This is a genomic window from Vibrio sp. Vb1127, assembly GCF_033338735.1.
Classification (GTDB): domain Bacteria; phylum Pseudomonadota; class Gammaproteobacteria; order Enterobacterales; family Vibrionaceae; genus Vibrio; species Vibrio alginolyticus.
Genome location: NZ_JAWOTF010000021.1, coordinates 21,075 through 44,888, shown reverse-complemented (window position 1 = coordinate 44,888; position 23,814 = coordinate 21,075). Strand labels below are relative to the sequence as shown.

Below are 23,814 nucleotides of genomic sequence, written 5' to 3'. Positions count from 1 at the left end.
TAGTTAACCGAAGCTGGCAGATAAGGTGCCAACTGTCATTGCCCAACCATCCACGAGTACAAATACCACCAACTTAAAGGGAAGTGAGACAATTAAAGGTGATAGCATCATCATACCCATTGCCATCAGGACACTGGCGACAACCAAGTCGATGACCAAAAACGGGATGAAAAGCATAAAACCAATTTGGAAGGCGGTTTTTAGTTCACTAATGACAAATGCAGGCAAGACAACGGCAAATGAAATATCCTCAACGTTTTGGTCGAGAGGCTCATTGGCAATACGTAACATTTGTTCAAGAGAGCTTTGGTGCGTCTGTGCCAGCATGAACTCTCTCACTGGTTTCTCTGCAACAGAAAAAGCCTGTATTAGCGTGATTTCGCCGTTGTCGTATGGCTGAAACGCATTTTCATAAATATCGCTCCAGACAGGGCGCATAATCAGTAACGTCAATGCGAGAGCGATCCCGACCAACACTCTGTTAGGTGGGCTTTGTTGAAGACCAAGAGCTTGGCGCAAAATCGCAAGGACAACGACAATTCGAGTAAAGCTCGTCGCCATCAAAATAAATGCTGGAAGAAAACTGAGCGCCGTCATCAACAACAGAATTTGCAGTTTAACGCTGTATTCTTGTTGTGTGTCGCCATCAGAAACGGACAAGATAGTTAAGCCGTTGTCAGCCGCCATTGTTGGGAAAGCAAACAAAAGTGACACCAATACCAAAAGAGGTAACCAACGGTGCCAAGCGCTCAGATTTTTCATTGTGATGCCTACCTAAGATTATTGACCAACGCCACTCAATGCAGAGTCATGTACATCGATCAGACGAAGTCCATACTTATCATTGACAACGACAACTTCAGCGTGGCCCATAAGAGAACCGTTTACTTTCACGTCTAAAGGCTCGCCATTGAGCTTTTCCAACTCGATAACCGTGCCTTCACCCGCTTTCATTAAGTCCCCAAGTGGGATCTCCTTACTCGCAACTTCCAGCGTGACTGTGACAGGAATGCTTTTGAAAAAGCTAAGGTCACGTTCCGCAGTGGCTGGTTCTTGTTGGAGCGTATCTTCGGCTTCAAAGTCTTCTAATTGAAAATCATCAAAGTTCAGTTCTTCTGCGTCGAATGCATTAGTTTCTAGCGCTTCGCTCATCGCTGCGGTTCCTTATCAGGGTTAAAGATCAAAACAAGTTGGCCGTCTTGCTCGGCAATACGACCTGTAAATAGAGATTGGTTGCCAATGCTTACTGGAACCGTGTTAAGAAGCTCAATAGGTAAAATATCGTTGGGTTGTAAGCCAACCACATCACTTAAAGGCATCTTCTTTTTACTTAGAACAACGTTCAGTCGAACGGGGGTCGTCTCTAAAGAACGACAGAAAGGTTGAAACAAATCGGTATCAGGCTGCAGTTCAAGCTGCTCGATTAGCGTTTGAATAAGATGACCATCTAGCTTGAGATGAATTGAGCCTTGATGATCGTCAAACGCAATGTTTAATTGAACGTTAATGCCAATACCTCTAGGGGTCTCATACTCACCCGTGTCCCACATTTCACCAGGAGCAAGCCAACCGATGATGATTCGACTGATGCGCTCTTGTAAACGTAAGTCACTGGCCGTCAGAGTAGCGGCTGAGCGCTCTGCACTTGCACCATAAAATCTATCAGCCAACTTTATGAGCGTGTGAGGGTTACCATGGATGAATACCATGCCGCCTTCCTGATGTTGATAGGTCGACGTTTGCTCTTTGTCCATCTCAACCGATGTAAAGCGGTGCAAGTCTACTGAGGTTAAGCTAGCTTCCACTTTTCCTGTGCTGAGCCAATTTTGTAATTCAGTCGTAAGGTTTGAGCAAGATTCTGAAATTAAATTATCGAGCTTCTCACGAATGATATGAATAGGTTTGCCTAATAATTCTACATCAAGTAGTTGACTATCAGAAATAGGCTCGCTAACTCTATTTTCCATTTATATTTTACCGTGCGTTAACAATCGAAAGTGTTTTAACTTAATGGCGTGTAGTCTACACAGAAATTTTAATGATCTTTTAGCTCCAAACTCTAAGATTGTGACTTTAGTTCACATGTTGCTTTGTTCATATAGTCATAATCTTTTAATGAAATTTAAAAAGAGTTAGTTTTCTTTATAAATCGCTTAATAAATAAAATAACAATGTTGAGCGTTTTAGTTGTTATAGATTTTTTAAATTGCCTTTATGGCGTAACAACAACTTCAAATAAATAAATTATAAGATACTGTTTTTTATGCTTAAAGCTTCCGTTGGAGGCTAAGCGTGCTCTCTTGAGCGTTTTGTAACCAATTTTAATATTCAGAATAGGTAATTAAAATGATTAGCTATGCCAGTTCTCTCGGCTTGGTGGCATATTTAATTAAACGGTTTAAGTCATGGGAATGTAAGATATACATGAATCATGTCCGTTTGATAATTTGTAACACAATTATTGTTATCAGTTTTATTTTTTCAAAAGTGTCATATTCAGAAGAAGTCTTAACAATCCCTATGGACCTCTCTAAATGGACATATGAGGGAAATAAATTCAAATGCAACTTGTTGCAATCAAATAAAGACTATGGGAAGTTTTATTTCCTAGCGGAACCTAATAATAAATTCTATTTTATTTCCGATATAGAATATGAAAACAATAAATGGAAAACGATTGCTTTAACAACTCAAAATGCTCCTTGGGGTGATGAGCTTTATAGAAAAGAATTTGGTTCCCTTGAATTTACTAAGCCGTCTCAGCGTTTCATCTTTAATAAAGGCGCTGAAGAATTCATGGATTCAATTGCTTTGGGTAGCTGGGTGACGCTGTCACTTAAAGGAAGTAATGCTTCCTCTGTTTCAGAGATTGTGATTCCTACTCTTCAAATTCAAAACGCATTGAAATCATTTAATGCGTGTCGCGCGCGATTGCCTAAATTGTCTTTTTCAGAGGCAAGGGATATGGCGCTCTCATTTGAGTTTGGTCAGAAGACGTTAAGTCGTGGACAGAAAGCAACACTAGAAGCGCTGTATAGCTATGTATCTGTGGATGATCGAGTGACCAAAATCCTCATCGACGGTCACACCGATAACGTTGGTTCAAGTTTAACGAACCTTTCTGTGTCACGTACTCGAGCAGAGCAAGTCACCAATGCTTTGATTGAGCTTGGGGTCGACGAGTCGATGATCGAAACACGAGCTCATGGTTCGCGTTACCCAATTGCCAGCAATAACTCGGTTAATGGCCAAGCAAAAAACCGACGTGTCACCCTGCGTTTAGTGAGGGACAACGAGTATACGGCTACGAAGCACCACCCAGATCTACAATCACAAAATCAACAAACGAAAGTTAAGGTTCAATGATGACGAAAACGAAAATTTTGTTGGTTGAGCCAAATGAAGCTCTTGCTCAACCAGTATTGGATGTGTTGCAAAATGCAGGTTACACCGCGAAACACACTCGTACTGGTCGAGGCGCTTTGCTTGAAGAGCGAGCAGAAATCACTTTAGTGAGCTCTACGCTGCCGGATATGTGTGTTCGTGAGTTTGTCGCGTGTCACCAAAAGCAGCGAAATTCGGGTGTTGTTATTGCGATTGTCGACCAAGAACAAGGCATCTTGGCTGCTGAGACGATGAAAGCGGGCGCTACTGATTATCTATTACGCCCATTTGAATCTAATCAGTTGGTTAATCTGCTTAAACGTGTTGAAGCGTTAGGTAAGCCAATGGCCAACATTGTTGCGGAGTCTTGGAGAAGCAAACAAGTTCTGCAATTAGCGCATCGTGCAGCATGTACTAACGCGAGTGTGCTTATTACAGGTGAATCGGGAACGGGTAAAGAAGTGCTGGCGCGATATGTGCATGAGCACTCTCCGCGTATCAATGGTCCATTTGTGGCGGTTAACTGTGCCGCCATTCCAGAGTCAATGTTAGAGGCTGTGCTATTCGGTCATGTAAAAGGCGCGTTCACCGGAGCGACAAATTCTCAAAGCGGTAAGTTTGAAGAAGCAAATGGCGGGACGATTCTGCTTGACGAGATTGGTGAAATGTCACCTGCGGTTCAAGCGAAATTGTTACGCGTCCTTCAAGAGCGTGAAGTAGAACGTGTTGGTAGCCATAAAGCCGTTCAGCTCGATATTCGTGTTATTGCGGCAACCAACAAAGACTTACGTGAGGAAGTTCAAAAAGGCACGTTCCGTGAAGATCTTTATTATCGATTAGATGTGCTGCCTCTGCACTGGCCGCCTTTGCGTGAAAGAAAAGAGGACATTCTACCGATTAGCCAATTCTTTATTGAAAAGTATCAAGATAGCAGCCGCTGTCACCTATCCCAAGATGCGATTAGTGCGCTGAGTCAGTATCACTGGCCGGGCAATATTCGTGAGTTGGAAAATGTCATTCAACGCGCTTTGGTCATGCGTCATGGTGATTACATTACAGCCCATGACCTGATGCTGCCTATTGAGCTTGTCGCGTCAGTTCCTACAGCAGAGCCAACTGCAAGTTTTGGTCATGTAGAAGCGAAGAAGCAAGCTGAATATCAGTTTATTTTGGAAAAGTTACGTCAGTTTGGTGGAAACCGAACGAAAACCGCAAACGCGCTTGGAGTCTCTACTCGAGCGCTACGCTACAAGCTCGCAGCAATGCGAGAACATGGTATTGATTTACAGTCGGCACTAGGCTCGGCTGCCTAATAGGAGAAAAAATAGATGGCAAGTCAACCTACTCATGCGGTCTCGGCAGAGCAACTTATGTTGTCAAAAATGCAGGCGATGCAGGCACAAGTGCAGCCGCCAGAGTTTATCGTGAGTGCAAATCCTTTAGATCAACAATCACTAAACGCACCTTTATCGTTCTCACAAGCGATGACAAATGTGTTGGATACAGTGAATCAACATCAATCAGTGGCTAGTCAAAAAATGACGGCCGTAGAAACAGGAAAAAGTGATGACCTAGTTGGTGCAATGGTCGCGAGCCAAAAAGCCAGCTTGTCCTTTAATGCTTTGATGCAAGTGCGCAACAAAGTCGTGACCTCATTTGAAGATATTATGAAGATGCCGGTGTAATTCATGTCAGAACTAACCCCCCAAGTCGCCGGAAACACAGCTATGGCTACCGGCACAGCACAGACATTTTCTACTGCCAACGGCATGGACGATGTGACAACGAAGCTGAAGCAAATCTGGTCTAGCAGTCAGAGAAACTTAGTGCTATCTGCGGTGTTAGCTGCGATTGTTGCAGCGATTATTGTGGTTGCACTATGGAGTTCCTCGCAGAGCTTTCGTCCGCTATATAGCCAGCAAGAGCGTTTTGATATCGGCGAAATTGTGTCGGTATTAGAAAGCGAAGGCGTAAGCTACCGCATGCAAGAGCAAAATGGACAAGTTCTTGTACCAGAAGGTGAGGTTGCGAAGGTACGCATGTTGCTTGCATCAAAAGGTGTTAAAGCTAAGCTGCCGACAGGTTTGGATTCGCTCAAGGAAGATAGCTCTCTTGGTACGAGCCAATTTATGGAAACGGCGCGTTATCGTCATGGTTTAGAAGGTGAGTTAGTACGTACTATCATGTCTTTGAACTCAGTAGCGAACGCGCGTGTTCATTTAGCAATACCTCGTCAAACTCTATTCGTCCGCCAAAACAGTGAGAATCCTTCAGCATCTGTCATGCTTGAGCTCAAACCTGGTGAAGACTTAAAGCCTGAACAAGTTGAAGCGATCATTAACCTAGTGGTCGGCAGTGTCACGGCAATGAAGCCAGAATTTGTTTCTGTCATTGACCAGTATGGCCGTCTTCTTAGTGCGGATGTCGCTTCTGCGGAAGCTGGTAAAGTAAATGCGAAATATCTTGAATACCAGAAGAGTGTTGAAAAACAGATCATCCAACGCGCAGCAGATATGCTTACGCCGATTGTGGGGCCGAGTAACTTCCGAGTACAAGTCGCTGCCGATCTGGACTTTAGCCAAGTTGAAGAAACACAAGAAATTTTGGATAACGCACCGGTTGTGCGTAATGAGCACACCATTCATAACAACTCGGTTGATCAAATTGCGTTGGGTGTTCCTGGTTCTCTAAGTAACCAACCGCCAGTGACAGGATCTGGTGAAGTGGAAACGAACGATAGCCAAAACACGAATGCGCGATCTGAAGTGAATCGTCAATATGCTGTAGGGAGCAGTGTTCGTCGTACTCAATACCAACAAGGCCAAATAGAAAAGCTTAGTGTCTCGGTTCTGTTGAACTCCAAAGCTTCGCCAGATGGTGTGGCGTGGAGTGAAGCCGATAAAGAGCAAATCTCAAACATGATCATGGATGCTGTTGGTATCTCTGCCACACGTGGTGACAGCTTAAGTTTAATGAGTTTCAACTTCACCCCAATTGAAATTGATGCTCCTCCTGCACTGCCGTGGTGGCAAGACCCTACAGTACAGCAGCCAATACGCTACGTTATTGGTGGCTTGTTAGGCTTGGCGATGATCTTCTTCGTACTGCGTCCATTAATCATGCACCTAACTGGCGTTGATAAACCTGTGCCTGAGCTAAATTTTGCTGAGCCTCAGGAAGAACCTGACTACGAAAACTTGCAAACGCGTGAAGAGCGCGAGCATGAAGAAGTACTTGATCGCCGCCTATCTGAAAAAGGCATCTCAGCCTCTTCAGGTTTAGATGTAAACAGCGACATGCTACCACCAGCAGGTTCGCCATTAGAAATTCAATTGAAACACCTACAGCTTATTGCTAATGAAGAGCCAGAGCGCGTAGCCGAAATACTGAAACAATGGGTAAACATCAATGAACACAGTTCTATCAAAGCAGACGCTTAGTTATGTTGAACAAACCGCGCTCGTGCTATTAGGCATGGGCGAGGATGCCGCAGCGAAGGTTTTGCAACACTTTAGCCGTGATGAAACCCAGCGTGTGACTCGTGCAATGGCGAAGTTAAATGGCATTAAGAGCGATTCTGCTCGTGGTGTTATTCAAACTTTCTTTGAAGATTTCCGTGAGCACAGCGGTATTCGAGGAGCCTCTAAGGAATACCTATCTAATACATTGCGCAAAGCGTTGGGTAACGATTTGGCAAAAGGGTTATTAAATACCTTATATGGCGATGAAATTCGCAACAATATGCAGCGCTTACAGTGGGTGGAAGCAGAAACTCTCGCTCGTTTCATTGTGAATGAGCACCCACAAATGCAAGCAATTTTTCTAGCGTATTTGCCAGCGGACAGCTCTTCAGCGGTATTGAAGCACTTGCCACAAGATTACCATGACGAAATATTGTTCCGTATTGCTCAATTGCAAGATATCGATCATCAAGTTGCCGTTGATTTGCATGAACTCGTTGAGCGTTGCATCGAAAAAGTATCCGCAAGTCAAAGCACGCCGTTATCAGGTGTTAAGCAAGCAGCAGATATCATTAACCGCTTTGAAGGTGACCGTGGTTCATTGATGGAAATGCTGAAGTTGCATGATGAAGATGTTGTTAATGCAATTGAAGAAAACATGTTCGACTTTATGGTTCTTGGCCGACAACGCGAAGAAACTATGGACATGTTGGTGCAGCAAATCCCGCTAGAGTTGTGGGCTGTTGCGCTAAAAGGTTCCGATATTACCTTACAACAAGCTATTAAGCGTTCAATGCCGCAACGTATGGTGAAAGCGCTAGAAGATGACATGGACGCACGCGGCGCTGTTGCGTTAAGTCGAGTTCAAAAAGCACGTCAAGACATCATGCAAATGGTACGTGAGTTGGATGAATCTGGTGAAGTTCAGCTGCTTCTCTATGAAGAGCCAACGGTGGAGTAAGGTCATGCTAGAGACAAAATCAAGTACTATGCGATTGCCTCCGAGCGGGTATCGTTTACACCGTTTTCCGCCTTTAGCGCAACCTAAGACTATCGAAGACGAATTCGGGCTAGATAACCAAGGCTGGCAAGAACCTCAAATAGATATCCAACAGCAACTTGAAGAAGGTTTTCAACAAGGTTTGCAACAAGGACATGAGGAAGGCTTACGCCAAGGTATCGAACAGGGCAAGCAACAAGGTCTGTTGGAAGGCCAAAAAGAAGGTTTCCAAAAAGGCTTTGTTTCCGGTGAGCAGTCTGGAAAGCAAGGCTTTTTGGAGGCGGCGAAGCCTGTCAATGAACTTTTTCACGCCCTTTCTCGTTGGCAAGATGAAAAAGAACAGCAACAACGCCATATGATTTGTGAACTGGTACAAAAGGTTGCTCAGCAAGTGATTCGTGCCGAGCTCACTTTAATGCCTCAGCAGATCCTAGCTTTGGTGGACGAGACATTGTCTGCCATGCCTGGTAAAGCGGAAACAGTAACTGTGCATTTAAATCCGCAAGATTTAGAGCGCATTACTCACATCAATGCTGATTTGCCGCAATCTTGGAAACTGGTCCCTAATACGGAGCTTCCTATTGGTGGCTGTCAGTTAGTGACTGATGACGCAGAAGCGGATGCGAGCTGCGACTCTCGCTTGGAAGCCTGTATGGACAATGTAAAGCAACACCTTTTGGATGAAGTCAGTATTCCACAGGTAGAGTCTGAGCATGAGTAATACCCTAAGCCATGAACTATTAAGTGAGCGTTTGAGCGAAGCCTTGGCTTCGCTCGATTCAATCCCTGTTGCTCGCGTAACAGGGCGATTGATAAAAGTAAACGGCTTAATGTTACAAGCCGTAGGGTGTCGGTTTAAGCTTGAGCAGCGTTGTCTCGTAGAAACCGCGGAAGGCGATATGATCGAAGCGCAAGTTGTGGGCTTTGAACACACCATTGCTTACCTCATGCCTATCCGCCGTTTAGGCGGTTTGTTTGCAGGTGCAAAAGTCATCCCTCTTGATGGTGACAGTACCGTGCAGCTAAGCTCTCAGTGGTTAGGACGCGTACTGAATGGTTTAGGTGAGCCGTTAGATGATGGGGCACCGCTTAAGGGGGGAGATCGAGTTTCACTTGAACCAAAACCGATTAACCCACTGAAGCGACGCCCAGTTGATACACCACTCAACGTAGGCGTGCGAGCGATTAATGGACTATTGACGGTAGGCAAAGGCCAACGTATTGGTTTGATGGCTGGCAGTGGCGTCGGTAAAAGTGTGTTAATGGGGATGATCACCAAAAACACGGAGGCCGATGTAATTGTGGTCGGGCTTATCGGTGAGCGAGGCAGAGAAGTACGTGAGTTCATCGAGAGAAACTTAACCCCAGAAGCGCGCAAGAAAGCGATCATTATCGCGGCTCCTGCTGATGAATCCCCGCTAATGAGGTTAAGAGCGACATTACTTTGTCATCGCGTTTCAGAGTATTTCCGAGACCAAGGCAAAGACGTTCTACTTCTGATGGACTCTCTAACCCGATACGCCATGGCACAGCGCGAAATCGCTCTTTCGCTCGGTGAGCCTCCAGCTTCTCGTGGTTATCCGCCCTCAGTCTTCAGCGTGTTACCTCAACTCTTAGAGCGAGCGGGTAACAGTGAAAATCAACATGGTAGCTTAACGGCAATTTACACCGTATTGGCAGAAGGGGACGACCAACAAGATCCTGTCGTGGATTCCGCGCGCGCCATCTTAGATGGGCATGTCGTTTTATCGCGTCAACTGGCTGAGCAAGGGCATTATCCCGCGATAGATATCAACGCGTCTATTAGCCGTTGTATGAATACTTGTACGCAGGACGCACACAGCACGATTGCGAATAACTTCCGTCAAATGTACTCCAACTACCTTCAGGTTAAAGAGTTACTGCCATTAGGGGGTTATCAACCAGGACAAGATCCTGAGTTAGATCAATCTGTTGCTATGTATCCAAATTTGCGTGCATATCTACAACAAGCTGCCAACGAGTCTGTAGATTACCCAACCAGTTTGACCGAGCTCGCGCAGCTTTTTCAAAGTGCTTAATCAAATGGGAGTGACAAGGCTGAAATGAAATCCAAGTTAAAAGCCGTAGGCAAGTTACAGCAAATGGAAGAAAAACAGCGTGACCGTGTGGGTCAACAACTTGATGCCATGCGTCAGCGTCACTCCCATCTTTCAATGCAATTGGAACAGTTGTCGGCGTTGAAAGGCCACGCTGGACAATCAACCCGAACCGGCCCGACGCTGACGAGCGCGGCTTTGATGAACTTTAATCGTGTTGACCAAATGCTACAAAGAATGCTTCGTCACCACGAGCAAGAGCAAGCCGTTATGCAAGCGGAATGTGCATCTGTACAGAAAACGCTAGAACACAAGCACGCACGCGTTCAAGGGTTAGAAAAAGTGCTTGATCGTTGGCGTACTAAGCAGAACTATGAAAAAGCGAAAAAAGAGCAAAAGATGATTGAAGACATCATTAACTCTCGCGTTAAGCGTAAGATATTATGATGTCTTGTTGACGCTACTAGGAGCGCGAATAATTTCTGCGGTGTCTTAGCCAACCAAACCAGCCTCCAAGCATGATCAACCCTGATCCGAGAGCACCGCCGCCACTGCTGCCGTTGTTACCAAAGCCAGATGTGTTGGTATCGACAGGCTCAAAGCCAGAGTCCCCTTCGCTATGATAATCTTCCGAACTTGCTAAGAGGGCGTTATAACTGGTTTTTACACCTGAGCTGGTTTGGGTCTCAATCCATGTTGCATAGTTCAAAATCTCGGTAAACACACTTGGAATCGCAGCGGATTCGCAAACTGAAGAACCGTAGCTCACAATGCCAATTTGCTGATACATGCCATTATTGTCTTGATAGGTGAGAGGACCGCCTGAGTCACCACGACAGATACCAGTGTAGCTTCGTTCAGGAAATCCATTCGCACATAAACTTTCCTGAGCGTTAAACCCTGTTACCAACGAAGCGCATTGGGTGTCGGTAAGGGGTTTTACTTCTGCCCAGCGTAAATAGTTAGGGGGGCTTTCATCATTGGTTGAGGTCTGACCTAAACCGAATATCTGATAAACTGACTTGCTGCTGTAGTCTCCAAAGTCTTGCGGTAAAGTGATGGATTGGACGTTATCGGTGATAGGTCTAGTCAATTCAAGGACAGCGATGTCATTAATCCATAAATCGCTAGGCACATAATCAGGATGAATCGTGATAGAGCGAACATCTTTGAATTCTTCAACAAACACGTCATTCATCGTAGGGTTTTTGACTAACACTCGTAGGTCGTTGATTGTCCAGCCGTCAGTAAAAACGCTTGGTTCTACGCAGTGAGCCGCAGTTAAAATGAAGCGGTCGTTTACAATGGTTCCCCCACAAATATTGGCAAACTGATTAGCGCCAGTTTTATGTAGAATAAGACGTGCAAAAAAAGGAAGTTGGTTTTGGGTAGCCTGCTGACCCCCAATAATTGCCGTGGAGATCCCTTGTTCTGAAAGGCGGTTATCATTTTCTACTTCAGCGGTCGTACTCAAAGATACTGCAAAACAGAGGGCGCTTAGCCATATTTGATACTGCTTCATAAACCATCCTTGGATGAAAAGTGCTCTTCTAACTTTATACTAGTTTTTCAGTGAATGTGCTTAACAAAAGTTTCTAATAGTTGAATGATTGTTGTAGCCAAGATCGCAACAGATGAAACGATTCAAGCTTTAGCTTGTGTGGCGGGCATACAAAGTAAAGCTGTTGATGAGGATTAATGACGGGTTCACCCAGCTCGATTAGCTGACCATATTTGATGTCATCCTTCACAAACAAGCGATGAGTGACCAATAACCCCAAACGACGAGTTGTGGCCTGGACGGCTTGTATCGACATGTTAAAAGTGATTGGTTTTTTATTTTTAGGTCGCTGGATACCCGTCGCGTCCAGCCACACGTTCCAGTCATTTTTTCTTCGTTCGTTAGTAACTTCAATGATGGGATACTGCTTTAAGAGTTGAGTGATGTTTGAGTCCTTGGTCTTCGCTATCAATTCAGGACTGCACACCAAAACCAGTTCATCTTCACTGAGCTTTTCGCAGTAGTAATCCTGCCATTCTTCGGGATTTCCATGCACCAAGGCCGCGTCGATACCTTCTTGTTCTAAATTGAATCTGCCAGACAGGTTTGATAAACGAACGTCTAATTGAGGAGCAAACCCTTGTAAATCTGACATTCGAGGAATCCACCAGTGAAGAGCCAATGAATTCACCATATTGAGCGTAACACGCTGCAAGTTCTGATCTTGGATGAGTGCTTCCGTTGCATCGACAATTTGCTCTAAAGCGGGTGCCACCTTCCTGTAATACTTTTTACCGTCCGCGTTGAGTTGAACTTGTCTGCCTATGCGATCAAATAGAGGCTTGTTGACTTGACTCTCCAGCGATTTAATTGCCTGACTTACGGCTGAGTGGCTCACACTTAATATCTGTGCTGCTTCTGTCATGCTGCCAGACTCAGCTACTGCAACAAATGCGTAGATGGACTTTAAGGGGACTAGTTTCCGCATAATTTAAAAACCGTAGCTGGTGATAGATAAGTTAAACTGTAAGTTTTTCTTACATCAATGGTTAATATTACTCGCTATTTACTATAAGTGATGTCTTTTAAAATGCTCCATATATTAAGGAGTATTGAATGAATGCTGTAAACAAATCTATCCTTTTCATGTTAATGTCTACGTTAAGCTTATCTGTTACTGGACTGTTAGCAAAGCAGTTGTCAGGCGAACTTTCCGTCACACTATTTAGCTTCTTACGTTTTTTGGTGCCTGCGCTTATCTTGCTTATCTTACTTCGTGTGAAAAACCTTACCTTTCCTAAAGCGGGCACGCTAAAGCCTATTTTATTGCGTGCTCTTTGTATCGGTTTGTCACAACTTTGCTTTATCGCGTCATTACAAACGTTAACGCTCGTTGAGGGGGTCGTTTTGTTTGCTACTGGCCCATTATTTATTCCCTTGGTTGAAAAGCTGTTCATGAGGGGGCGCATTCGTGTTTCAACATTGGCGGCTTTAGCAATGGCGTTCACTGGTGTGGTTATGTTGGCGGGCGGTGGAAGTGAGATCACATGGCGAGCGGATTTATTGCTCGGCTTGGCTGGTGGACTCTTCAATTCTGGTTCTCAGCTTACGTTATATAAAGTGAGTAAAACAAATATGTCGCCGCTAGAAATCAACTTTTGGGCGTTTGGTTTTGCTGCCGTATTTCTGTTGCCGCTAACTTTGTTTAACGACTTCGACGTGTTACTTAATATGAGTGTTATGGCGCCTGAGATTTCTTCAAATACGCTGTGGATCGGTATGATGTCTCTGATGATCATTAACACCCAAGTTTTTCGCTCCAAAGCATATAAACTGGCAAGCAGTGGCTCTCAACTTGCACCACTCATTTTTACTAACTTATTGTTCACTGCGGTTTGGCAGAGCCTGTTTTTTGAAGACCGAATGAGTCAAAGTCAAATTGTTGGGATGAGTTTAATAGTGCTCGCAATCATACTGAACACATGTTGGGTTCGTTTTACGGCGCATCGCAGTGGTGGTTTACAAGCGAGAACTTCTTAGTCTGTCGGAAAATGAAGGGGACAGGTAGATAAATTGGTCGTGTGGTTTGATTTTTCTTGAGTATGGGCTAGCGTCAAGAAAGGTTCAGGGAGAGAAATCATGCTTACGCTAAATTATTACGTCGAAATTTCGGCGACACCGCAACGAGTGTGGGAAGTGCTAACCGATGTTGAGTTGTATAAACGTTGGGCACAAGCCTTTTCACCGCAGTCTCAATTTGAAGGAGCTTGGGAAGAAGGAGGTGGCATCACTTTTTTTGATCCAGATATGGGCGGGACAACGGCGATCATAGATACGGTGCTACCGCTTCAAAAACTTGAATTTCATCATGTTGCCATTTTTAATCCGGATAATCGTCAACAACTCGATGCTGACCTAGCATCTAGGTGGATCGGATCGCGAGAGATCTACCAGATCGATACCAACAACGATCGTTTACTACTCAATGTTACCATTCATACTCACAACGACTTTGTTTCTATGTTTAATCACGGATGGGAAAAAGCCTTACCCTTGATAAAAGCCATTAGTGAAGAGCAAGCTTAGGGTTCTTGCTTATCTTGGGCTGACGATGCGTTGCCTGAAGGTATACAATAGCACGCAAGATAGCGCACCTTAGAGAGTGGATGATGGAATTTAAAGTTGATACCCATACACATACGTACGCCAGTGGTCACGCGTACAGTACCTTGATTGAAAATGCAAAGTTGGCAAAAGAGAACGGGCTGGATATGTTCTGCACGACCGATCACGCAGAATCAATGCCGGGTGCGCCTCATTACTGGTTCTTCTCTAACCAGAAAATTCTGCCTCGCTTTCTTGAAGGCGTTGCGATTATTCGCGGCGTTGAATCTAACATTATGAATACCGAAGGCGACATTGATATTCCGCTGAGTGTAGACCGCAACTTAGATTGGGTGATCGCGAGTTTTCATGAACCCGTTTTTCGTCCTGCAAACAAGCAAACTCACACGGAAGCACTTGTTAATGTCATTCAGAGTGGTCGTATTGATGCGCTCGGTCATCTTGGTAATCCAAATTTCGACTTTGATTTTCAGACCGTTTTAGCGTGCGCGAAAGAGCACAATGTCGCGATTGAAATTAATAACACCACGCTGAAAGGCAACAGCCGAGTAGGCAGCGTAGACCGTTGCCACGAGATTGCACAAATCGGGAAAGATCTCGGTGTTTTCTTCACCACGGGCAGTGACGCGCATTTCTGTCACGATGTTGGTAATCTGGATTTGGTTGGAGAGTTAATGGACAAAGTGGGTATTGATAGCAAGAAAGTGATTACTCACACCGCTCAGCAGTTTTTGTCTTTCTTAGCTTTGAGAGGCCGTAAACCAATTGCAGAATATGACAGCATTCTCAACGCATAAACTTGATTACATTTAAGGTATGCACCCGACGCCAGATTGCTTTACACTGCGACCCGGAAATACTCAACTAAGCTAGTTTTTCGCCTCTTATGGCGTAGGTTATTTGGGTGAATAAAGCCGACACAGAATTCGGCACTATAAATGGAGAAGTGAAAAATGTTACGTCCTTTAGTCCTAGGGTGTGCGATTGCGTTTGGCTCAACATACGCAATGGCAGAAGCGGTTGATTTAAAACAAAACATGAAACAGATGAAGATGGAATTCAAACAGGCGGCAGAAGCATCTGATGTCGAAACCATGAAATCTGCGATTGATAGCTTGCAAGCGATTGTTGAACAATCTAAGCGTGGTAATTACCCACCAGAGAAGTTTGATACTTACTTAGAAGGCTTTAACAAGCTGACGGTAACGCTAGATAAGATTGAAGCGGATCTTGATGCGGGCAAGCTACAAGAAGCAAAAGCTCAACTGCGTGAAATCGATAGTCTTCGTGAAGAGTACCACGACAAGCGCAATCCAAGCATTTGGAGCAAGTTGTTCGGCTAATTATCTACTGAGCGGAGCATTTGCTCGTGGCAGTGGGTTACGCGTTATTTCTAAGTAATGAATGAACACATTATCAGCCTGCCATTTCGGCGGGCTTTTTTGCGCCTGTCAATCGATGCATTCAAGAAAACCTGTGAGGTAGCAAGCACTTATTGATCCTGTTTTTGAGCTACCACTCAGAATTGGTTACGCTGTGTGAAATTTGTTAAGTCACCGTTATGCGTAGATTAATTCCTTTTTATCGCTCCATGCTAGTTACTAGTGCTCTAAGTTGGGTGCTAGTGACGCTGATGCCTGTTATCAATGCTCATGGTAACAGCATGGGCGTGTGGGCGACGCTATGTACGCTTAACGGATTTGAGTTGGTCCAAATAGAAGAGGGCGACAATTCGGTCAGCCACAAAGGCAAGCCTTGTCCGTTTAGCCACTTCTCGACTTTTCATCACGATACACTTCCAACGACACCGATACTTTCAAGACAGAGCTTGGTGACTTCTGACAGCTACGCTTATTTGGCTCTAAGTGTGCGATTTGAAACACCAGTTCCTAGAGCGCCGCCAGTTTCCCTTTTCTCATAACGAAAACAATTACACGATACCCAAGTAACCTCGAGATGCTTGGTTCAGCGAGAATGACTTGGTTTGTAGACGCGGCGGCGATTTAAAGGTCTAGTGGGTCTAAATCAAGATATCGACAACAAAGTATACAAGCCAAGGCAACTCGCCCTTCGGGAGCGTGTCATTGCTCCGATTGCTGCTTCAAACAACTTGGAAAGAGTTGTCTATTACACAGCGTTGTTTTCTTTGCACTCGAATCAATGACAACGCTCTGAATCCAGCATCTTGAAGTCACTTGGGTATATAGTCAGCAACACTGCCACTTCGAGCAGTGGTACTCCCAAATCTAAGTCAAATAGCGCCGCATACGAATGCGTATGTGCAGGATGCGTTTGGCTGAATTTGGGTGTTCAACAATGAAAAAAGGAAAATACACATGTTGAGAAACTCGGCAAAGCCTCAACTCAAGGAAGCCTCACGCGCAAAATCCATCTACTTTATGACGTGGCGATGGCACTTCTACGCAGGTTTGTTCGTCATTCCATTTATGCTCATGCTTTCCCTCACGGGGTTGGTGATGTTGTTTGATGATGAGATCGAACTGGCTCGATACGAAGCGACATTGCAAGTTTCACCACAAGAGCAAATGGTTCCTGTCTCTGCACAATTAGAAACCGTAAAGCAGGCGTATCCCGATTTTAATGTCACTCAATTTGTACCTGCTAAAACGGCCGATATGGCCAACCGATTCTCGATTCAAAACCAAGAAGGCAGCTCACTGATTGTTGCAGTAAATCCTTACACAGGAGACGTACAAGGCACCATTAATCGTGGTGATAGCATCTATGAACTGATGAACAGCATTCACGGCACGTTGCTCATCGGCGACCTAGGCGACCGTTTGATTGAAATCGCCGCAAGTTTGGGGATTTTGCTATTGGTGTCTGGTTTGTACCTTTGGGTACCGAGAGACAACGCAAGCCGCGCTGGCTTTTTGAAAATTCGCTTTAACAATGGCCCTCGGATTTTGATGCGTGACCTGCATGCGAATTTAGGTGGTGTGCTGTCGATTGTTCTGTTGTTCTTTTTGATTTCAGGTTTATCTTGGGCAGGGATCTGGGGTGCGAAAATGGTGCAAGCTTGGAATACCTTCCCAACCTATTATACATGGGGTGAGAAACCGGAATCCACACTGACACATAAAGATCTTAACCACGGTGCTTCAGAAGAGATGCCATGGAACTTAGAGCTCGCTGCTGTGCCAGAGTCGAAAGACAAACCCGCTCATGATCATGCCAACATGAAGGAAGAGATGGCATACGCAGGCAGCCATGATGCGCTCTCTATTGATGATATCATCCTCAAGGCTGAAATGTTGGGCTTCACTGGTTATAAGTTGTTTTTGCCGCGCTCTGAGACGGGCGTTTACACCGTTGCAGCTAACTCTATGGGTGGCGATATTTCCGACCCAAGACAAGATCGCACCAGCCACTTTGACCAATATTCCGGTCGCTTGTTGGTGGACGTCACGTGGCAAGATTACAGTTTGTTTGCCAAGTTCATGGCGGCAGGTGTGTCATTGCATCAAGGTGATGTCAGTGTGCTTAACAAAGTGCTCAACGTGGTGTTCTGTTTGGCGTTCATCTTAATCTCAATTACAGGTGTGGTGATGTGGTGGATTCGTAGACCAAGTCGCAGTGCCACATTGGGCGCGCCACCTAAGTTTCAGCAGGGCGGTATTTGGAAGCTTGGCTTAGTAACGCTGGTGATATTGTGTCTGGCGTTCCCGATGGGCGGTTTGGCAATTGTTACGGTTCTCGCACTGGATTGGCTGTTGTTCAACCGCGTTGAGAAGCTGAAAACGGCGTTGAATTAGTAACAGACAAAGAATGAAATAGTAAAAGAGCCAGCGAAGTGCTGGCTCTTTTTATTTCTGGTAAATCTCCAGCGGCAAGCCATCTGGGTCTTGGAAGAAGGTAAAGGCTTTGCCTGTGAATTCGTCAATACGAATTGGCTCAACTTCAACGTCATTCGATTCTAGGTAGGCTTTTATTTGCTCAACATTATCAACCAAAAACGCGAGATGTCGTAGCCCTTGTGCTTCAGGAAAGCTCGGTCTCTCTGGTGCGCCCGGAAAGCTAAACAGTTCCACTTGGCTGCCGTCAGGTAAAGCGAGGTCAAGCTTGTAGGAGTCTCTGGCTTCACGATAGTTTTCAGCAATGACTTTTAATCCCAACACTTCAGTGTAAAAGCGTTTTGATCTTGGGTAGTCGCTGCAAATGATCGCGACGTGATGAATAGCATTAAACATAGTTAGCCTCTTCAAGCATGGCTCGTATCCTCAAGCATGGTTAGTGTCCTCGGAGACTAAATGCTCCTTAACGAAGTCGATAAACACACGCAGGCGAGCAGGCATGTATTTGGTTTGTGCATACTGCATCGCGATAGCGCCGTGGTAGTTACTCTTAATCATCCAATCCGACAGAACCTCAACCACTTCCCCTTGCTCTAATGCGTCTTTGATCACGAAGTCATGGAAGATCCCAATTCCCAAGCCAGACTTAACCCCGTTCAAGCGCATTTGAGAATGGTTGACGGCGTAGCGTCCACTTACGGCAATGGAGTGGAACGCTTCTTCTTTAAAGAATGACCAGATGTTGTCTTTGTCGTTCTCGGCAAGGTAAATACAATCGTGCTGCTCAAGCTCGGTTGGGTGCTCAGGCATACCATGTTTGGCTAGGTAATCTGGAGAGGCACATAAAACGAGATTGGTCTTGCTGATCTCTTTGAGCACTAGATTCTCATCGGGTTTGTCGGTGAGCTTAAAGGCAACATCAATACCTTGGCGGAACAGATCAATCTCACCATCTGCTGCACGCAGCTTAAGCTGAATGTTTGGATAACGTTCTAGGAATGGCAACACAAACGGTTGAAGCACCGAATTAAGAAATGCTTCAGGGGCTGCTACTGTGAGTGCGCCTGTTGGCTCAGCATGATCTTCCGCAGATAGCTCAACGGCTTGCTGCGCGGCATTCACCATTGCGATGCTTTGGTCGTAAACCTTTTGCCCTGCTTGAGTGATGATCAACTTACGAGTTGTGCGCTCAAACAGTTTGACCGAGAGGGCTTGTTCCAACCGTGTGATCAACTTACTTAAAGCCGATGGCGTCACGCCGAGTTGTTTGGCTGCAGCAGTAAAACTGCCTTCGTTTACCACTAGGATAAACGAAGCGAGATCAGGAAGTAGGGCAATGAGTTTTGGATTAACCATAATTGTTCAGTTCTTCGCAGCGGAATAACGATATTGTCTGGTACGGTTTCACGAGGTTCAAGTGTCACCGTCTCGCTTTAACGATATTTTGCCAAAAATGCATTGAGTGCAGGCAAGCCAGATTCACCAGTATGGTATTGCTGCCAGCAGTGATAAATGGACGTTTCGTGGTCTGCAATTAACTCGATAGCTTCTCGCTCAGCGATTGAATACTGCTGTGAAGCGTTCACTTCTTCATGCCACTCTCGATACTTGACCTCATAAGGTTCTACCCATTTCAGAAGAGTCACCACCAACTCTTGCCATGGTAAACCAATCCACTTGGTTGCATCTGCTAAGCCTTTATCCAGCATTTCTTGGTGTCGACTTTCGATATCCATGCCATTTGTCAGCAGTACAGGTTTGAGCTTTTCTGCGGTGAGTTCTTCCACTTCAATCAAGGTTTGCCACAGCGTTTGTTGTTCACTTTGGGCGTAATGGCTCAAGTAGTGGTTGAAAAAAGCGATGCCGTAGATTTCGCCATAGTAGGCAGACAAAACGTTATGAATCATGGTGAGAATCGTGATTTAAACAGGGAATACCGCATTGTAGGAGGGGAGAGCGCGACGTGTAAATAGCTGATTAAGAGTAAAAAAGTGCTGTTGACAGAATTCGAACAGAACTTGTGAGAATTTTATGAGAATTCGATGAAGTTGCTGATAGATTTGCTCGTCATTCTTAGAGGCAAGAACGCAAAACGTTCGAAACGTAATGCTTAACCTACTCAAGTCACGAACAAAGAAGTAAAGCCGTACACATGGGCTTGGGTAGTTCAACCCTCATTAAAGGATGGAATCACAATGAAAAAACGTACCCAACTCGGACTCGTCATGACTTCAGTCGCTATGGCACTAGGCTCTGCATCAGTGAATGCGGCGGAATTGGAAATCACCGTGACAAACGCAACCAAAGGCATCTACTTTACGCCTCTTATTGTTGCCGCACATGGTTCTGATCTTCAAATGTTCAGAACGGGTCAAGCAGCAACGCCAGAACTAGAAGCAATGGCAGAAGGCGGTGATATCTCTGGTCTTGCTAGTGTGATTGGTAACGCTGGTGGTGCGGTGGTTGAGAATCCTGCTGGTGGCATTTTGAATCCGGGTGTTGCAACCACCTTCACCTTGGACAGTGGCGACCACGGTTATCTTTCTCTGAGCGCGATGTTGTTGCCAACCAATGATGGTTTCGTCGGTCTGGATAGTTGGAAGATTCCAACGGAAGCGGGTACATACCGAGCAACGCTAAGAAGTTACGATGCCGGTACAGAAGCGAACGATGAACTTGCGTCTAGCATGCCAAACCCACCTTTCATTACCTTTGGTACTGGCGGCACAGGCGTTGAAGCAACGGTAACTAACGACAAAGTTCACGTGCATCCGGGTAACCTTGGTGATAGCGATCCAACCGGCGGCATCAGTGACCTAGACAGCAGCAGCCATCGTTGGTTAAACCCAGTTGCAACCATCACAATCGTTGTGAAGTAAGGGGGATGTATGAAATACAGAATCTTACTAGTAGCAGCTTCAGTCGGCTTGCTCGCCGGTTGTCCAAGCGATGATGATAATGACGTAGTGAAATCGTACCGCTACACCGTCAACGTGGCGAACTTGACTGCGAATCAACCTATGTCTCCGCTCGCGGTACTCACTCACAATGGTGACTACCAACTGTTTGAAATTGGCCAAGCGGCATCTGTTGAACTTGAGCATCTTGCCGAAGGCGGTAGTAACGCAGAGCTGATTGAGTTGATGAACAGCAATGACAGTGTTTACCAAGGCATTTCGGGTAATGGATTGGTGTTGCCGGGTGCATCGGACGAAGTCACCATCACGGTTGACCCTAGTCGTTACGGTTACTTGTCTGTGGCGTCTATGTTTGTAAATACCAATGATGCTTTTGTTGGCGAAACGGGGCTATCCCTCAAATCGCTCGCAGTAGGTGAAAGCTATGAAATGAGCATGAACGTTTGGGATTCCGGTACAGAGTTAAACGATGAACTTGCCGCAACCATCCCGGGCCCAGCAGGTGGCGGTGAGGGCTTCAATGCCGCTCGTAATGACAGCAGTGACGTTGTTGCATTCCATGCGGGGGTAGTTAGTCAAGATGATGGATTAGCAAACTCAGCACTTTCTGCGAACCATCGTTTCTTGAACCCAGGTGCGAAAGTCACCATCACTCGAGTCGAGTAACACAGGCTCCGATGACGTCTCCTTTCCAAAGCGCTTGTAGCCGAGCGCTTTATCCCTCATGGCGTCATCGGAACCTTTTTTGAAAGAATTTCTAATTTGTTCCGGTCATGTGCAAAGTGAGGATACTCGAAGGCAAGGAAAGGACCATGGAACAACAGGCAATCAATTTAGTCGCGAACATCTTGTTGGTGGAAGATGACGATGATTTGGCAGAACTGGTTCAGATGCATCTCAAGTTTCAAGGACACCAAGTGTCGCGAGCCACAAATGTCGCCGATGCTAAAGCGCAATATCAGCAACAACCCTTTGATTTATTGATCCTTGACCGAGGTTTGCCAGATGGTGATGGTCTAGACATCTGCCATTATTTGCGTCAGCAACAAGATTGGAGCCCAGTGCTCATGCTGACAGCCAGAGACGGTGAAATGGATAAGGTTGACGGTTTAGAAGCAGGCGTTGATGACTACATCACTAAGCCATTTAGCGTATTAGAATTTCAAGCACGAGTGCGAAATGTGCTACGCAGAGTCAGCCAAACCGTAGAAGTCAAAGTAGCAAATGAAGTCCTCGACGATGCGATGGATTTTGGTCCGCTGAGAATCATTCCGGAGTTGCACCAAGTATCCCTAAACGATAAAGATGTCACTCTCACCGCGACAGAGTTTACTTTGCTGCAGTTTCTCGCGACTCGTCCGGGCAGAGTCTACAGTAAAGATGAATTGCTCGATCACGTTTGGAACACCAGTCATTCTGGTTATCACCACACTGTGTGTAGCACCATTAACCGTTTACGCAGCAAGTTGTCGTTGTCCGACTCTGATCATCACTTCATTCAAACTGTTTGGGGTGTTGGATATAAGTTTCAGCCAAGACACTAATGCAAGAAAGTAAGTCGGCAGTTGTTTTCACCGTCATTTTTCAATCATCACGGGTGTTGAAAAAACATCGCTGTTTAAGGAGGCGATAGGATGAGCTTCAAATCTCGCTTAGTGGTATTTACTAGCTTGTGGTTCTGCCTCGCGGCGGTAGTGATTGCACTGACTTACAATTGGCAAAAAGAAACCATTGAGTTACGCACTAAGCAAAGCCTGCATAAAGAGCTGGCAAGCCATATGCGTGACGATAATCCGCTGATGATCGGGACGGATTACAACCCTAAAGCACTTAAGTCGATTTTTCACACGCTCATGCTGATCGGCCCTGATTTTGAAATCTACTTCCTCGATAGCCAAGGCAACATCACCACTCATGCAGCGCCGGAAGGGGCGGAGATCATGGGGAAGGTGGATCTCAATCCCATTAAGCAATTCTTAAATGACCAGCCTTTTCCTATTTTGGGTGAAGATCCACGTAATCGTGGTGAACACAAAGTCTTTTCTGTCGCGGCGATAGAGGAATTAGGCTCTACGGTCGGTTATCTCTATGTGGTGATTGGCAGTACCCGACATGACGCCATTGCCAATGCTCAAGTTGATACCCCTTATATCGCGCTGGCAGGATTGGTCTTAGTGTCCATTTTAGGCTTTGCTCTTGGAGCTTATGTGCTGGTCAAACGTAGCCTATTGAATCCGATTGAGCGCGTGACCAAGCAACTTCAACAGCAAGCTGAACATGATTTCCGCCTGCAACCTGATTTTACTCACCAAGTGCCAGAGCTTGTGCCGATTGCGCACTCTTATCAGATGATGGCGAAGCACATTCAGCAGCAGTTTTTACAGTTGGAGTATCAATCGTCTCATCGTCGTCAAAGCTTGTTGCAGCTTAGTCATGATTTAAAAACGCCGTTATCGAGCGTGCTGGGCTATTTGGAAACGTGGCGTTTGCAACATCCGAAATCCGATCCTTTGATTGACGTCGCTTTCCGAAATTGTGAGAAGCTCTCAACTCAATTGCATTCTCTATTAGACGCCGCACGCAAAGAAGCTCCAATGCCAAACTACGAGTACCGCCCCGTGGATTTGGGAGCGTTGATGGCAGAATGTGCTGAAACGATGCAGAGCCAGTTTTCTCGTAAAGAAGTGGTGTTGAAAGTGGATATCGATAGTGAAATCCAAACCGTGGGTGACAAGGGGCTATTGGAGCGGTTGGTATTGAACCTGCTTGAAAATGCATTGCGCCACAGCCCAATCGGCTCGGAAGTGCATTGCCAAGCGCATTTGAGTGAGGATAAGTCGCGTATCCACTTTACCTTCGTCAATCACATCGAGGAAGAAGCGGAGGGCGGTTCTTTGGGGATCGGGACGAAGATTGTTCAATCGATCTTAATGCTTCACCACAGCTACCTTGAGACCAATGCAACATCCTCTCAATATCAACAGAAGTTCACACTTCTCGCAATCTAAAGAGAAGTGTGAGACATAAGTTAA

Annotated in this window: 26 protein-coding genes; 18 read left to right on the top strand and 8 right to left on the bottom strand. The window is 45.5% G+C overall.

The window, feature by feature from the left end:
* Positions 1-3: 3 nt before the first annotated feature.
* Genes fliP through R7H07_RS20005 form a run of 3 tightly spaced genes read right to left on the bottom strand, consistent with a single transcriptional unit; the run spans position 4 to position 1,967 of the window.
* Entirely contained in the window at positions 4-762 is a 759-nt protein-coding gene (gene fliP / locus R7H07_RS20015; RefSeq protein ID WP_005375037.1) for a flagellar type III secretion system pore protein FliP, read from the bottom strand.
* Between the two features lie 18 nt (positions 763-780).
* Positions 781-1,152: a flagellar motor switch protein FliN gene (fliN, locus tag R7H07_RS20010; RefSeq protein ID WP_005375038.1), complete on the bottom strand. Its 372-nt coding sequence runs from the start codon at positions 1,150-1,152 to the stop codon at positions 781-783.
* Entirely contained in the window at positions 1,149-1,967 is an 819-nt protein-coding gene (locus R7H07_RS20005) for a FliM/FliN family flagellar motor switch protein (protein WP_005375039.1), read from the bottom strand. Before R7H07_RS20005 ends, fliN begins: the two co-directional genes overlap by 4 nt.
* Positions 1,968-2,346: 379 nt before the next feature.
* Here R7H07_RS20005 and R7H07_RS20000 point away from each other — a divergent pair, with 379 nt between their 5' ends.
* The 8 genes from R7H07_RS20000 to fliJ are packed head-to-tail and all read left to right on the top strand — an operon-like array spanning position 2,347 to position 10,370.
* On the top strand, positions 2,347-3,366 hold the full coding sequence (locus tag R7H07_RS20000) for an OmpA family protein (protein WP_169629140.1): 1,020 nt from the start codon (positions 2,347-2,349) through the stop codon (positions 3,364-3,366).
* Complete coding sequence (locus R7H07_RS19995; protein ID WP_017820535.1) at positions 3,366-4,697, top strand: sigma-54 interaction domain-containing protein; 1,332 nt, start codon at positions 3,366-3,368, stop codon at positions 4,695-4,697. Before R7H07_RS20000 ends, R7H07_RS19995 begins: the two co-directional genes overlap by 1 nt.
* A gap of 15 nt (positions 4,698-4,712) precedes the next feature.
* Positions 4,713-5,069, top strand: coding sequence for a flagellar hook-basal body complex protein FliE (gene fliE, locus R7H07_RS19990; RefSeq protein ID WP_005375045.1), 357 nt, complete (start codon positions 4,713-4,715; stop codon positions 5,067-5,069).
* Positions 5,070-5,072: 3 nt separating this feature from the next.
* On the top strand, positions 5,073-6,824 hold the full coding sequence (gene fliF / locus R7H07_RS19985) for a flagellar basal-body MS-ring/collar protein FliF (protein WP_005384024.1): 1,752 nt from the start codon (positions 5,073-5,075) through the stop codon (positions 6,822-6,824).
* Entirely contained in the window at positions 6,793-7,806 is a 1,014-nt protein-coding gene (locus tag R7H07_RS19980; protein ID WP_005375048.1) for a flagellar motor switch protein FliG, read from the top strand. Before fliF ends, R7H07_RS19980 begins: the two co-directional genes overlap by 32 nt.
* 4 nt (positions 7,807-7,810) lie before the next feature.
* Positions 7,811-8,566, top strand: a complete 756-nt coding sequence (gene fliH / locus R7H07_RS19975; RefSeq protein ID WP_005375050.1) for a flagellar assembly protein FliH — start codon at positions 7,811-7,813, stop codon at positions 8,564-8,566.
* Positions 8,559-9,905, top strand: a complete 1,347-nt coding sequence (gene fliI / locus R7H07_RS19970) for a flagellar protein export ATPase FliI (RefSeq protein WP_005375057.1) — start codon at positions 8,559-8,561, stop codon at positions 9,903-9,905. Before fliH ends, fliI begins: the two co-directional genes overlap by 8 nt.
* Positions 9,906-9,929: 24 nt before the next feature.
* Positions 9,930-10,370: a flagellar export protein FliJ gene (gene fliJ / locus R7H07_RS19965; protein ID WP_017820533.1), complete on the top strand. Its 441-nt coding sequence runs from the start codon at positions 9,930-9,932 to the stop codon at positions 10,368-10,370.
* Positions 10,371-10,386: 16 nt separating this feature from the next.
* Here fliJ and R7H07_RS19960 read toward each other — a convergent pair whose 3' ends face one another.
* Positions 10,387-11,445, bottom strand: a complete 1,059-nt coding sequence (locus R7H07_RS19960) for a S1 family peptidase (protein WP_025768593.1) — start codon at positions 11,443-11,445, stop codon at positions 10,387-10,389.
* Positions 11,446-11,518: 73 nt separating this feature from the next.
* Positions 11,519-12,412 carry a LysR substrate-binding domain-containing protein gene (locus R7H07_RS19955; RefSeq protein ID WP_033906699.1) on the bottom strand — a complete coding sequence of 298 codons (894 nt, stop codon included), beginning with the start codon at positions 12,410-12,412 and terminating at the stop codon, positions 11,519-11,521.
* A 128-nt stretch (positions 12,413-12,540) separates the two neighbouring features.
* Here R7H07_RS19955 and R7H07_RS19950 point away from each other — a divergent pair, with 128 nt between their 5' ends.
* From R7H07_RS19950 to R7H07_RS19925, 6 genes are all read left to right on the top strand, one after another.
* Positions 12,541-13,464, top strand: a complete 924-nt coding sequence (locus R7H07_RS19950) for a DMT family transporter (RefSeq protein WP_025768592.1) — start codon at positions 12,541-12,543, stop codon at positions 13,462-13,464.
* Between the two features lie 99 nt (positions 13,465-13,563).
* Positions 13,564-14,010, top strand: a complete 447-nt coding sequence (locus tag R7H07_RS19945; protein ID WP_053303872.1) for an SRPBCC family protein — start codon at positions 13,564-13,566, stop codon at positions 14,008-14,010.
* 83 nt (positions 14,011-14,093) lie between these two features.
* A complete protein-coding gene (locus tag R7H07_RS19940) occupies positions 14,094-14,846 on the top strand; it encodes a phosphatase (RefSeq protein WP_005375066.1) in 753 nt (250 codons plus the stop codon).
* A gap of 156 nt (positions 14,847-15,002) precedes the next feature.
* Positions 15,003-15,392 (top strand): cytochrome b562, encoded by a 390-nt coding sequence (locus tag R7H07_RS19935; RefSeq protein ID WP_021035869.1) that lies wholly within the window; start codon positions 15,003-15,005, stop codon positions 15,390-15,392.
* Between the two features lie 218 nt (positions 15,393-15,610).
* Complete coding sequence (locus tag R7H07_RS19930; RefSeq protein ID WP_080996669.1) at positions 15,611-15,970, top strand: hypothetical protein; 360 nt, start codon at positions 15,611-15,613, stop codon at positions 15,968-15,970.
* Between the two features lie 415 nt (positions 15,971-16,385).
* Positions 16,386-17,825 (top strand): PepSY-associated TM helix domain-containing protein, encoded by a 1,440-nt coding sequence (locus R7H07_RS19925; protein WP_206959470.1) that lies wholly within the window; start codon positions 16,386-16,388, stop codon positions 17,823-17,825.
* Positions 17,826-17,876: 51 nt separating this feature from the next.
* On the opposite strand, the gene R7H07_RS19920 is transcribed toward R7H07_RS19925, so the two are convergent.
* From R7H07_RS19920 to R7H07_RS19910, 3 genes are all read right to left on the bottom strand, one after another.
* Positions 17,877-18,260 carry a VOC family protein gene (locus tag R7H07_RS19920; RefSeq protein ID WP_005375080.1) on the bottom strand — a complete coding sequence of 128 codons (384 nt, stop codon included), beginning with the start codon at positions 18,258-18,260 and terminating at the stop codon, positions 17,877-17,879.
* A 30-nt stretch (positions 18,261-18,290) separates the two neighbouring features.
* A complete protein-coding gene (locus R7H07_RS19915; protein ID WP_005375081.1) occupies positions 18,291-19,220 on the bottom strand; it encodes a LysR family transcriptional regulator in 930 nt (309 codons plus the stop codon).
* 77 nt (positions 19,221-19,297) lie between these two features.
* The gene (locus R7H07_RS19910; RefSeq protein WP_206959468.1) at positions 19,298-19,771 is read right to left on the bottom strand and encodes a hypothetical protein; all 474 of its coding nucleotides are present in this window, start codon (positions 19,769-19,771) and stop codon (positions 19,298-19,300) included.
* 288 nt (positions 19,772-20,059) lie between these two features.
* Here R7H07_RS19910 and R7H07_RS19905 point away from each other — a divergent pair, with 288 nt between their 5' ends.
* From R7H07_RS19905 to R7H07_RS19890, 4 genes are all read left to right on the top strand, one after another.
* Positions 20,060-20,743 (top strand): spondin domain-containing protein, encoded by a 684-nt coding sequence (locus R7H07_RS19905; RefSeq protein WP_005384002.1) that lies wholly within the window; start codon positions 20,060-20,062, stop codon positions 20,741-20,743.
* 9 nt (positions 20,744-20,752) lie between these two features.
* Positions 20,753-21,448 (top strand): spondin domain-containing protein, encoded by a 696-nt coding sequence (locus R7H07_RS19900; protein WP_005443001.1) that lies wholly within the window; start codon positions 20,753-20,755, stop codon positions 21,446-21,448.
* A 146-nt stretch (positions 21,449-21,594) separates the two neighbouring features.
* Positions 21,595-22,326: a response regulator transcription factor gene (locus R7H07_RS19895; RefSeq protein ID WP_206959466.1), complete on the top strand. Its 732-nt coding sequence runs from the start codon at positions 21,595-21,597 to the stop codon at positions 22,324-22,326.
* 90 nt (positions 22,327-22,416) lie between these two features.
* Positions 22,417-23,790 (top strand): sensor histidine kinase, encoded by a 1,374-nt coding sequence (locus R7H07_RS19890; RefSeq protein WP_205391359.1) that lies wholly within the window; start codon positions 22,417-22,419, stop codon positions 23,788-23,790.
* The last annotated feature ends 24 nt before the right edge of the window (positions 23,791-23,814 follow it).